Here is a 12,060-nt window from a genome sequence, read left to right on the forward strand (position 1 = left end):
GCTCACACCGTCACACTATGCTGCCGCCCGACGTTGTCGAGTCGTGACTTACGACGCGATCGAAGTACACGGGTGAACCTCGCATTCTGGTTGTACTGTCGAAGTGTGCAGAGACGAATCATGGGTATCGAGACGGAATTCGGCGTTACCTGCACCTTTCACGGGCACAGGAGACTGAGCCCCGACGAGGTTGCTCGTTACCTCTTCCGTCGTGTCGTGTCGTGGGGTCGCAGCTCCAACGTCTTCCTCCGTAACGGAGCCCGCTTGTACCTGGATGTGGGTTCGCACCCGGAGTACGCGACGGCCGAGTGCGACAGCCTCATCCAGCTGGTCAATCACGACCGTGCCGGTGAGCGTGTGCTCGAAGAACTGCTGATCGACGCCGAGGCGAGACTCGCCGAGGAGGGTATTGGTGGCGACATCTATCTCTTCAAGAACAACACCGACTCGGCCGGAAACTCGTACGGCTGCCACGAGAACTTTCTCGTCGCGCGCGCCGGTGAGTTCTCCCGCATTTCGGATGTCTTGTTGCCGTTCCTCGTCACGCGCCAGTTGATCTGCGGCGCCGGAAAGGTACTGCAGACTCCGAAGGCCGCGACGTTCTGCCTCTCGCAGCGCGCGGAACACATCTGGGAGGGCGTCTCGTCGGCTACCACTCGCTCGCGTCCGATCATCAACACCCGCGACGAACCGCACGCGGACGCCGAGAAGTACCGCCGCCTGCACGTGATCGTCGGCGATTCGAACATGGCCGAAACGACGACGATGCTCAAGGTCGGTTCTGCCGCACTGGTGCTCGAGATGATCGAAGCCGGGGTGTCGTTCCGCGATTTCGCGCTGGACAACCCGATTCGTGCCATCCGCGAGGTCAGTCACGACGTGACCGGTAAAAAGCCGGTTCGCCTTGCTGGTGGACGTCAGGCCAGTGCCCTCGATATTCAACGCGAATACCACGCCAAGGCAGTCGAACATCTGCGTAACCGCGAACCGGACCCGCAGGTGGAGCAGGTAGTCGACCTGTGGGGTCGCACCCTCGATGCCGTCGAAGCTCAGGATTTTGCGAAGGTCGACACGGAGATCGACTGGGTCATCAAGCGCAAGCTGTTCCAGCGCTACCAGGACCGTCACGGTTTCGACCTGTCCGATCCCAAGATCGCGCAGCTCGACTTGGCGTACCACGACATCAAACGCGGCCGGGGTGTCTTCGACGTTCTCCAGCGCAAGGGCTTGGTCAAGCGGGTCACCGAGGACGAAACGATCGACGACGCCGTCGAGAATCCGCCGCAGACCACGCGCGCCAAATTGCGGGGCGACTTCATCACCGCAGCCCAGGCAGCAGGCCGGGACTTCACAGTCGACTGGGTTCACCTCAAGCTCAACGATCAGGCGCAGAGAACGGTGCTGTGCAAGGACCCGTTCCGCTCCGTCGACGAGCGTGTCGAGCGTTTGATCGCTTCGATGTAGGTCACTCAATTTCGAGATGTACAAGACGGCAGGTCTGTTTTGCGGCGACGCGCCGGGCACGAAAGTGTCCGGCGCGCGTTCGGTTATCGGATAGCCACTAGGATTTCGGCGTGGCGACATCAAAAATCGAGCGGTTGATGAACCTGGTGATCGCGTTGCTGTCCACCAGACAGTTCCTCACGGCGGAGAAAATCCGTGACAGTGTGGCCGGGTACAACGATTCCGCGAACTACGAAGCGTTCAGTCGCATGTTCGAGCGCGACAAGAACGAACTTCGTGACCTGGGTGTCCCGTTGGAAACCGGTCTGGCAGGACGGTTCTCGACCGTCGAGGGGTATCGGATCAATCGCAATGCCTACGAGCTTCCGGACGTGGACCTCACCAGCGAGGAATCTGCTGCAGTCGCCGTCGCGGTGCAGTTGTGGGAGTCGCCGGAACTGATTTCGGCAGCCCAGAGTGCACTACTCAAACTCCGAGCGGCGGGCGTCCAGGTCGACTCAGAAGTCAGTGCCGCCCCGGTCACCGCGATTCCCGCGCGCACCCGCGGTTCGGAGCCCGCGCTCGGCAAGCTTCTTGCAGCGGTCGACGCCGGCCGAGCAGTTCATTTTCAGCACCGCGGTGCATTGAACGAACCGTTCACCGAGCGCACCGTCGAACCGTGGGGCGTCGTCACGCACAACGGCAAGTGGTACCTGGTCGGGCACGACGTCGACCGTGATGCGGTGAGGACCTTCCGGCTCTCACGGATCGGTGACGACGTCAGGGAGTTCGGCCCGGCCGGTTCGGTTCACAAACCTGAAGGTGTCGACCTTCGCGAGGTCGTCGATCGCGTGACCGGTTCGGGCGTCGTGACCGGGACGGCTACGGTGTGGGTCGCAGACGGCCGCGCCCATGAGCTTCGGCGGCTTGCGACGTCGTCGTCCGAACGGCGGTTGACCGATCGCGACGGCAGCGTGCTGGCCATCCCCGTCCGATCCTGGGAATGGACCGCTCGGTTGATCGCCGGTCACGGGTTGGACGCATTGGTGCTGGACCCACCGGATTTGCGTGCTGAGGTCGTCGCGAAGCTGCGCGCCGCCGCGGCGAGCCCGATCACCGGCAATGGACAGGGGGACCACTGATGAGCAATCGACTGTCGTCGCGGTTGGCACGGCTGCTCAACCTCGTGCCGTACTTCATCGCAAATCCTGGCATCAGTCCCGCCGAGGCCGCCGAGGAGCTCGGTGTCAGCACCACTCAACTGATGACCGACCTCAATCAATTGTGGGTGTGCGGACTGCCCGGTTACGGTCCCGGTGATCTCATCGACCTGTCCTTCTCCGAGGAAAGTATCGAGGTCACGTTCTCGGCCGGGATCGATCGCCCGTTGCGCCTCACCTCGACGGAGGCGACGGCGTTGCTGATCGCCCTGCGGTCCTTGGTGGAAATGCCCGGCATGGTCGATCCGTCCTCGGCGCAGCGTGCCATCGCGAAGATCGAGGACGCAGCAGGCTCGGCCGCGGCACGAGCCATCGGTCAGGACCGGGACACATCGCCGGCGCCGGACATCGCCGAAGACCCGATAGCAGCGACGGTCAGAGCCGCGCTCGCAGACAAGACCGCCCTGCGATTGACGTATTACTCCGCCTCGCGCGACGCGGTCTCCGAGCGCATCGTCGACCCCGTTCGTATCGTGTTGGTCGACAACTACAGCTACCTCCAGGCGTGGTGCCGTCAAGCCGAGGGAGTGCGGTTGTTCAGATTCGATCGGATCGACGCCGCCGTCCAACTCGACGAGCCCGCCGACCCGCCGCCGCAGGCCCTCGAGGAGGATTCGAATCTCGAATTGTTCAGCGGCGACGGTTCCCTTCCGGAAGCGCGGTTGTTCATCACCAAAGAGTGGGTGTGGATGCTCGACTACTACCCGTTGGACGTCGAGCACGTGAACGACGACGGGTCGGTCGAGGCGACGATGAGTTTCGGAACACTTGAATGGATGGCAAGGCTGGTGTTGGGATTCGGTGAGGGCGTTCGGGTCCTTCATCCGCCGGAACTGGTCTCCGAAGTCCATGATCGAGCCGTTGCGGCGCTCGACGCCTATGACGTAATCGGTTCGTAAAACTTCGGGAAACTTCACGTTCAGTGAGTTCGCAGGAAACAAACAGGTAAAAGGTAGCTGAAGTAAGTGCTTTGGCACCTCCGAGCGCCGGTTGTGTCCGGTAGCATCGAGGAATCTGATCATGGGAGGTCGTTATGGGTGCAATGCAGCCGATGCATTGGCTGATTGTCGCTGTTGTCGTCGTAATTCTGTTCGGGTCGAAGAAGCTTCCCGATGCAGCACGCGGTCTGGGTCGTTCCCTCCGCATCTTCAAGAGCGAAGTCAAGGAAATGCAGAACGACGATGCGGCGCCCGCAAGCGCGCCGGTCGCACAGCCTGCTCCGGCACAGTTGCCGACGGCCAACACCGCGGTGGTCGCAAACGGTGCAGCAGCACCTGTTGCGCAGCCGACCGAAGTCAAGCCGCTCTAGTACACACTGCGTTCTAGCCGGGGTGAAATATTCGTTCACCCCGGTTGTCTGCTGACCAAGACCAGGATGCACAGTGCGTATTCCGTTAGACCCGCGTAACCGCAAGCGGAAGGTCAACCCAGACGGCACCATGTCGTTGGTCGACCACCTGTACGAATTGCGGACTCGTTTGTTGTTCGCATTCCTCGGCGTGATCATCACCACGGCGTTTGGCTTCTTCTGGTATTCACACTCGATACTCGGTCTCGAAAGTCTGGGCGATCTGCTTCGCGGACCGTACTGTGAGCTTCCGTCCGAGAGTCGCGCCAACCTCAGCACCGACGATGCGTGCCGATTGCTGGCGACCGGGCCGTTCGAGCAGTTCATGCTGCGATTCAAAGTGGCGCTCACCGCCGGCATCGTTCTTGCCTGCCCGGTGTGGCTTTACCAATTGTGGGCATTCATCACCCCGGGCCTCTACGCCAAAGAGCGTCGCTACGCGGTCGGATTCGTCACCGCAGGTGCCGCTCTCTTCATTCTCGGCGCAATCCTGGCGTACCTCGTCGTGGCGAAGGCTTTGCACTTCCTCCTGACCATCGGTGACAACGTCCAGATCACCGCGCTCAGTGGTTCGGAGTACTTCGGCTTCATCATCAATCTGCTGCTCATCTTCGGCGTCAGCTTCGAAATCCCACTGCTCGTCGTCGTGTTGAACTTTGCCGGCATTCTGACGTACGAGCGTTTGAAGGCCTGGCGTCGAGGATTGATCTTCGGGCTCTTCGTATTCGCTGCAGTTGCCACGCCAGGGTCGGATCCGTTCTCGATGTTGGCGCTCGCGCTGGCTCTGACGCTTCTCTTCGAGGTCGCGGTCCAGATCGCTCGCCTCAACGACAAACGTAAGGCCAAGCGAGCCGGTGAAGACTGGGGCGCACTGTCCGACGAGGAAGCTTCCTCCATCTCGGCTCCGTCCGATCTGAACGAGGCTTTCGACAATCCGACCAAACCCAAGGCCGAATCGAGTGGATTGTTCGGACGTAAGTCCAAGTCCAAGGCTCCGGTCGCGAAGAAATCCGACACCGCCGGCGACAACGCGCCCGGCCAGGATTTCACTGACACTCTCTGAGCGCCGTGCCACCACGTCGGCGGCGTGTGAAACCCTGACGAGGTGGTTATGAACAAGAGTGAACTGAGCACGTTCGCGTCCAGCCTGAAGTTCGAACTCGATCCATTCCAGGTGAAGGCATGCGTTGCGCTCGAAGCGGGCCACGGCGTCCTTGTCTGCGCGCCGACCGGTGCAGGCAAGACCGTGGTCGGCGAGTTCGCTGTCCATCTGGCTCTGGCGGCGGGCCGCAAGTGTTTCTACACGACGCCGATCAAAGCGTTGAGCAATCAGAAGTACGCCGAACTCGTCGAGCGGTACGGCCCCGGCGAAGTCGGTCTGCTGACGGGTGATTCGAGTATCAACTCTGACGCACCGGTGGTCGTCATGACCACCGAAGTCCTGCGGAACATGCTCTACGCCAACTCCGAGGCACTGCGCGGGCTTTCGCACGTCGTCATGGACGAAGTGCATTACCTGGCCGACCGGTTCCGTGGGGCGGTGTGGGAGGAAGTGATCCTGCACCTGTCCGAGGACGTACGCCTGGTGAGTTTGTCGGCGACCGTGAGCAATGCCGAAGAATTCGGTGCCTGGATGGAAACCGTCCGCGGCGACACCACTGTGGTCGTGGACGAGACTCGGCCGATCCCGCTGTGGCAGCACATCATGGTCGGTAGGCGAATCTTCGATCTCTTCGACAGTCGTAGTCATCCTGCTGCCGGGCCGAAGACCGTGCTCGTCGACCAGGATCTGGTTCGCCACGTCAAGCAGCGTCAGGCTCTCGAACGCGTCGAGAGCTGGCAGCCGCGTGGCCGCGGACGACGCGGCAGCTACCAGAGTTCCAACGATTTCCGGCCCTTGCCACGACCTGACGTCATCGCTCAGCTCGATCAGTCCGGACTGCTCCCGGCCATCACTTTCATCTTCAGCCGCGCCGGTTGTGATGCGGCTCTTGCACAGTGCCTGCGGTCCAGACTGGATCTCACTTCGCCGGAGCAGGTCCGCGAGATCGACACCATCATCGAGAAACACACCGGGGAACTACCCGAAGAGGATCTCGAAGTTCTCGGATATCGGGACTGGTGCAAGGCACTACGACGCGGACTGGCATCTCACCATGCCGGCATGCTGCCGGCATTCCGCCAGACAGTCGAGGAACTGTTCGTCAAGGGGCTCGTGCGGGCGGTCTTCGCGACCGAGACGCTGGCCCTCGGCATCAACATGCCGGCACGCACGGTGGTGCTCGAACGTCTGGTCAAGTACAACGGTGAATCGCACGCCGAACTGACGCCGGGGGAGTACACGCAGCTGACGGGTCGGGCCGGCCGACGCGGCATCGACGTCGAAGGCCACGCTGTGGTCCTGTGGCAGCCCGGGGTCGAGCCGACGGATGTCGCCGGCTTGGCGTCGACACGGACGTTCCCGCTCCGCAGTTCGTTCCGCCCCTCGTACAACATGTCGATCAATCTCGTCGAGCGCATGGGCGCGGCGGATTCACGGAAGCTGCTCGAACGTTCCTTCGCGCAGTTCCAAGCGGATCGCTCGGTGGTCGGCCTGGTGCGTGGCATCGAGCGGAACGAAGAAGCACTGAAGGGTTTGCAGGAGAAACTCGGCGGTGCGGACGGCGAATACTTCGAATACGCGTCGTTGCGTGAGCGGCTCAGTGCGCGCGAGCGCGCGCTCGAACGTAAGGGCCGCGAAGACCGACGCGGAGATGCGGTTGAGTCCCTTCGTGCACTCGCCCGCGGTGACGTGATCGCAATTCCCATCGGTCGTCATTCCGGGGTGGCAGTGGTCCTCGTCCCGGACAACGATCCGAAGGACCCGCGTCCGCTGGTTCTGACGGCCGATCAGTGGGCCGGCCGACTCTCCTCGGGTGATTTCCCGGAAGCAGCCGACGTTCTGGGAAAGATGCGACTGCCCAAGCATGTCGATCACCACACCGCCCGGATCCGGCGCGATCTGGCCTCGGCGTTGCGTAGTACCGGGATCAGTGCCCCCCGGCGAAAGAAGCGCCACAAGGCCGGCGCGTCCGAAGATGCCGAGGTCGCTACTTTGCGACGTGCTATTCGCTCGCATCCGTGCCACAGCTGGCCCGATCGTGAACATCTGAGCCGGATCGGTGAGCGCTACAACCGGCTGGCCAGGGAAACGCAGTCGATGAGGGAAAAGGCTGCGGCCACCACCAACTCGTTGGCGCGGACGTTCGACCGCATCATTGCGCTACTCAAAGAGCGTGAGTACATGACTGCCGAAGCAGCGCCCGAAGTCACCGAATCCGGACGACGACTCAGCCGCATCTACTCGGAAAGCGACCTTCTGGTCGCCGAATGCCTGCGGACGGGGGCGTGGACAGGTCTCAGCCCGGCCGAGCTGGCGGCCGTCGTGTCCTCGGTGGTCTACGAATCACGTCGGGACGGGGACACCGTCGATCGGGTGCCGACAGCGGCGCTTCGTCACGCACTCAACGACACTCAACGATTGTGGAGCGAACTGCGGTCGGACGAGATTCGCCACAAGCTGCCGCCGACGCGGGAACCGGATCTCGGATTCGTCACTGCCGTTTATCACTGGGCGAGCGAAAACTCGCTTGTCGACGCACTGATCGCGGCCGGAGTGCAGGGTCGTGCGCTGTCTGCGGGTGACTTTGTACGTTGGTGTCGTCAGGTGATCGATCTCCTCGATCAGGTCCGCCTGACTTCGACGGATGCCGACGTCGCGAAGACTGCGGCGCGGGCGGTAGCTGCAATTCGTCGCGGGGTAGTTGCTGTCGACGCAGCATGACCGCAACTATGTGGTTTGATTCGCAGACTGGTATTTCGAGTGGGAGGCGAACATGAGCGGGCCTTACGGACCGAACGATCCGAATCGGCAATGGGGTCCTGGTGATCAGCAGCAGCCGAACGAGCAGCAGTGGGGGCAGAATCCTCAGCAGCCGGGCGGACAACAGCAGCCTGGTCAGCAGCCCGGCCAGCAACAGCCGTGGGGTCAGCCTGGTCAAACACCGCAGCCCGGTCAGCAGCCCGGCCAGCAACAGCCGTGGGGACAACCTGCCTACGGCCAGCCGGGTGGTCAGCCTGCGTACGGTCAGCCGCAACAGCCTGGACAAGGACAACCCGGCCAGCAACAGCCGTGGGGACAACCCCAGCAACAACCTCCCGCACAGCCGTGGGGTCAGCCCGGGCAACAGCAGTCACCTGACGCAACCCAGGCGTGGGGTCAGCCTCCGGCTGCCGCACCGCAGCAGGCGTGGGGCGCCACGGCCCCCGGGCAGACTCCGGGACAGCAGAACCAGTGGAACCAGGCTCAGCCGTTCCCGAGTCCCGGTGCGCCCGGAAACCAGTCGGGTAAGTCGAAGAAGCCCCTGATCTTCGGTGCGATCGGCGTTCTCGTCGTTCTTGCCGCTGTCGTGGTGGCCCTGGTGTTCGGAGTCTTCGGCAAGAACACACTCGATCAGAGCGCGGCTCAGGCCGGCGTCGAGAAGATCGTCACCGAGTCCTACGGGGCGAAGAACGTGAGCAACGTTCAGTGCCCCGCGGACCAGGAAGTCAAGTCAGGCAACAAGTTCACCTGCACGCTTTCGATCGCGGGTGTGAAGTCGAACGTGACCGTGACGTTTGTCGACGACAACGGCACGTACGAGGTCAGCCGCCCGAGCTGACGCCCTATTGGTCGGAACGGCTTGCCGCCGCAGCCTCGAGCGCGGCGGCAAGCCGGCCGGCCGAGCGCTCGATGTTCAGCGAGGCCGCCACTTCCTCGAGGCGTGCGGGATCGACGGGGGTCGCCGGGAGTCGGTCGTCCTTCGAGAACTGAACGTCCGCGTCGCGAACCACTCGTACGACCGGCAACGCAGCATCAAGGTAAGCCATTGCCTCAGGTGAGGTCAGTTTTGCGCGAATCCCCTTGGCCATATCCGATTCAGGATCAGCTGCGGCCGCCCGAAGTCCGGCCAACGAGCCGTAACGGAGCATCAGTGTCGACGCAGTCTTCTCACCGACACCCTTGATGCCGGGTAGACCGTCGGAGGCGTCTCCGCGCAGTACCGCGAGTTCGGCGTAAGCCTCGCCCGCACGGTCACCGGGTACTCCGTATTTCTCCGCAACCTCGACCGGTCCGAAGAGTTCCGCCTTGGACAGGCCACGGCCCACGTACAGGACACGGACGGGCACGTACTCGTCTGTGACGACCTGCAGTAGGTCTCGGTCACCACTGACGACGACGGTGAGATCTTCGCGCTCGGTGGCGGCAAGCGTTCCCAGTACGTCGTCGGCTTCGAGTCCGACTGCACCCGCCGTCGCGATACCCGCTGCAGCGAGCACGTCCATGATCATGTCGACCTGAGGCGTCAACGTGTCCGGAACTTCTTCGGACGCACCGTCAGAGCCTTCCTCGACGCGATGTGCTTTGTACGTCGGAACGGCGTCGACGCGGAACTGCGGTCGCCAGTCCAAGTCCAGGCACACCGCGAGACGACTCGGCTGGTGTTTGGTGATCAGGGAAGCAACCATGTCGGTGAATCCGCGCACCGCGTTGACAGGTCTTCCGTCGGGATCGACGAATGACTCGGGCAGTGCGTAGAACGCACGAAACCACAGGCTGGCACCGTCGAGGAGAAGCAATGGCCCACTCATGGTCACCATCCTGCCAGTCGGCACTAACCTGTAAGCCATGACGTCTCCAGCCGAACAGGATTCCCGATTCTCCAGCGCCGTGTACGGCGCACGTATCGCTCGTGCCGCCGAGTTGGCTCGATCAGCAGGTCTCGACGGTCTGGTGGTGACTCCCGGTCCGGATCTGCGGTACCTGACGGGTTCTCGGGCTGACTCGTTCGAGCGCTTGACCGCGTTGGTCATCGCCGCGGACACGGCGAAGGCATCCGTCGTACTTCCTCGGTTGGAGTTGGCGTCGCTGAAGGAATCGGCAGTGGGCGATCTCGGGTTGACCGTCCTCGACTGGGTCGACGGTGTCGACCCGTATGCGATTGTGGCGGCGCAACTCCCGACCGGCGCGAAGGTGGCGGTGACGGATGCTATGCCTGCGCTGCATCTGATCCCGCTCGCAGACACCTTGGGCGCGTTGCCGATTCTCGCCACCGGCGTCTTGCGCGAATTGCGGATGGTCAAGGACGGCGCCGAGATCGAGGCGTTGCGGCGAGCCGGTGCGGCCATCGACCGTGTTCACGCGCGCATGGCCGAGTTCTTGGTCGTCGGACGTACGGAAGCTGAAGTAGGCGAAGCGATTTCGGCGGCGATTCTCGAAGAGGGGCACACCGAGGCCGCGTTCGTGATTGTCGGTTCGGGCCCGCACGGCGCCGATCCGCATCACGAGGTTTCGGACCGGGTGATCGAGAGCGGCGATATCGTGGTCATCGACATCGGCGGACCGGTCGAGCCCGGATACAACTCGGACTCCACTCGCACGTACAGCATGGGGCAGCCGTCCGCGGAGGTTGCCGCACAGTTCGCGGTACTCGAGGCGGCGCAGCAGGCTGCGGTCGATTCGGTGCGGCCAGGAATCTCCGCAGAATCCGTGGACGTTGCAGCCCGCGAAGTGCTTGCCGCACAAGGGCTTGCAGAGGTATTCGTTCACCGCACCGGTCACGGTATCGGGCTGTCCGTGCACGAGGAGCCGTACATCGTCGAGGGCAACACCATCGAACTCGTCGAAGGTATGGCCTTCAGCATCGAACCGGGAATCTACTTCCGCGGCAGTTGGGGTGCCCGTATCGAGGACATCGTCGTCGTGACCGCCGACGGTTGCGAGTCGTTCAACAACCGTCCGCACGGCCTGACTGTCCTCGCCTGATCAGCTTTTCTTGAACGCAGCGGACCCGAGTATGCGTGTGACGTCGATTTCGATGACCACGCGCGCGGGATTGACCCGTGGCTGGCGGTACCGCTCGGCATAGCGCCGAACGGCGTCGGCCACGGAGTCCGCGTCGGTGAGCACGCGTGCCGGCCCCTCGAGCGTGAGCCAGCGGCCACCGTCGACCGAACTGACGGCGGCGTATCCGCCACGCGCTGCGTTGATCGCCTTCTGTGAGCCACCGCTGGTGATCACGCGCGCCTTTCCGGCTTCCTGGTCCCAGGTGAACCCGACGGCAACGACGTGTGGGGTGCCGTTCGGACGCAACGTCGTGAGTGTCGCGAGGTGGTATTCACCGACGAACTTCAGCCCGTCTTCGGTGAGAGTCTGCTGTGACGATGGCGTGTTGGAGGGGGTGAGCGTCATGCCACGACGGTAATCCAGGACACTGGAGCGGTGACTGCGGGTGCGAACGTGAATGACATCGAGACGGTACTGCTCCTCGGCGGACGAAGTGAGATCGGCCTCGAGATCGCGGTCAGGCTCGCGCCAGGCCGCAACATCGTTCTGGCTGCCAGACGCAGCGGAGAGCTGTCGGAGCAGGAGCAGATGCTCAAAAACGCCGGCGCTGTCGACGTCTCCACCGTCGAGTTCGACGCCGACGCCGTCGACACGCACGGAGACCTCCTGGGCGCCGTAGTGGCCGAGCACGGCCGGATTTCGATTGCAGTGCTGGCCTTCGGGATTCTCGGCGATCAGGCGCGTGCCGAAACCGACGCGGCGCACGCGGTCGCGGTGGTGCACACCGACTACGTGGCTCAGGTCAGCATCCTCACGCATCTCGCGGAGATCATGCGCGGACAGGGAACCGGAAAGATCGTGGTGTTCTCGTCCGTCGCCGGCGTCCGGGTTCGCCGCGCCAACTACGTCTACGGGAGCGCAAAGGCCGGCTTGGACGGTTTTGCCAGCGGCCTCGGCGACGCGCTGCACGGTTCGGGCGTCCAATTGATGCTGGTACGGCCCGGGTTCGTCATCGGCAAGATGACCGAGGGAATGTCGCCTGCCCCTATGTCGAGCACTCCGTCGCAGGTCGCGGACGCCGTCGTGCGGGGACTGAACTCCGGGGCGACGCGTGTGTGGGTACCGCGAATTCTGCAGCCGGTGTTCTTCGTCATGCGGCTTCTGCCTCAGACGATCTGGCGCCG

11 protein-coding genes are annotated in these 12,060 nt (G+C 63.1%); 9 read left to right on the top strand and 2 right to left on the bottom strand.

Annotation, left to right across the window (positions count from 1 at the left end; all coding sequences use genetic code 11):
• Positions 1 to 105: 105 nt before the first annotated feature.
• The 7 genes from pafA (at position 106) to QRN54_RS29590 (ending at position 8,711) form a co-directional block, all read left to right on the top strand.
• On the top strand, positions 106 to 1,464 hold the full coding sequence (gene pafA / locus QRN54_RS29560; RefSeq protein ID WP_007729869.1) for a Pup--protein ligase: 1,359 nt from the start codon (positions 106 to 108) through the stop codon (positions 1,462 to 1,464).
• A 110-nt stretch (positions 1,465 to 1,574) separates the two neighbouring features.
• On the top strand, positions 1,575 to 2,585 hold the full coding sequence (locus QRN54_RS29565; protein WP_003944939.1) for a helix-turn-helix transcriptional regulator: 1,011 nt from the start codon (positions 1,575 to 1,577) through the stop codon (positions 2,583 to 2,585).
• Positions 2,585 to 3,562: a helix-turn-helix transcriptional regulator gene (locus tag QRN54_RS29570; protein ID WP_030536343.1), complete on the top strand. Its 978-nt coding sequence runs from the start codon at positions 2,585 to 2,587 to the stop codon at positions 3,560 to 3,562. Before QRN54_RS29565 ends, QRN54_RS29570 begins: the two co-directional genes overlap by 1 nt.
• 134 nt (positions 3,563 to 3,696) lie before the next feature.
• Positions 3,697 to 3,972, top strand: coding sequence for a Sec-independent protein translocase subunit TatA (gene tatA / locus QRN54_RS29575; protein ID WP_003944836.1), 276 nt, complete (start codon positions 3,697 to 3,699; stop codon positions 3,970 to 3,972).
• A 73-nt stretch (positions 3,973 to 4,045) separates the two neighbouring features.
• The gene (tatC, locus tag QRN54_RS29580; RefSeq protein WP_058038805.1) at positions 4,046 to 5,074 is read left to right on the top strand and encodes a twin-arginine translocase subunit TatC; all 1,029 of its coding nucleotides are present in this window, start codon (positions 4,046 to 4,048) and stop codon (positions 5,072 to 5,074) included.
• Positions 5,075 to 5,122: 48 nt separating this feature from the next.
• The gene (locus tag QRN54_RS29585; protein ID WP_003944907.1) at positions 5,123 to 7,834 is read left to right on the top strand and encodes a DEAD/DEAH box helicase; all 2,712 of its coding nucleotides are present in this window, start codon (positions 5,123 to 5,125) and stop codon (positions 7,832 to 7,834) included.
• Between the two features lie 52 nt (positions 7,835 to 7,886).
• Entirely contained in the window at positions 7,887 to 8,711 is an 825-nt protein-coding gene (locus QRN54_RS29590; protein ID WP_003944884.1) for a DUF4333 domain-containing protein, read from the top strand.
• Between the two features lie 4 nt (positions 8,712 to 8,715).
• Here QRN54_RS29590 and QRN54_RS29595 read toward each other — a convergent pair whose 3' ends face one another.
• Positions 8,716 to 9,681, bottom strand: a complete 966-nt coding sequence (locus QRN54_RS29595) for a 5'-3' exonuclease (RefSeq protein ID WP_058038861.1) — start codon at positions 9,679 to 9,681, stop codon at positions 8,716 to 8,718.
• A 37-nt stretch (positions 9,682 to 9,718) separates the two neighbouring features.
• On the opposite strand from QRN54_RS29595, the gene QRN54_RS29600 reads away from it, so the two are divergent.
• On the top strand, positions 9,719 to 10,855 hold the full coding sequence (locus QRN54_RS29600; RefSeq protein WP_058038804.1) for a M24 family metallopeptidase: 1,137 nt from the start codon (positions 9,719 to 9,721) through the stop codon (positions 10,853 to 10,855).
• Here the strand turns inward: QRN54_RS29600 and QRN54_RS29605 are convergent, their stop codons facing one another.
• On the bottom strand, positions 10,856 to 11,281 hold the full coding sequence (locus QRN54_RS29605) for a PPOX class F420-dependent oxidoreductase (protein WP_058038803.1): 426 nt from the start codon (positions 11,279 to 11,281) through the stop codon (positions 10,856 to 10,858).
• A 30-nt stretch (positions 11,282 to 11,311) separates the two neighbouring features.
• Here QRN54_RS29605 and dprE2 point away from each other — a divergent pair.
• Positions 11,312 to 12,060: decaprenylphospho-beta-D-erythro-pentofuranosid-2-ulose 2-reductase (dprE2, locus tag QRN54_RS29610; RefSeq protein ID WP_285183730.1), on the top strand; the 749-nt coding region annotated here is incomplete at its 3' end.

Origin of the sequence: Rhodococcus sp. MEB032 (genome assembly GCF_030208925.1) — a bacterium.
Lineage (GTDB): Bacteria > Actinomycetota > Actinomycetes > Mycobacteriales > Mycobacteriaceae > Rhodococcus_F > Rhodococcus_F qingshengii.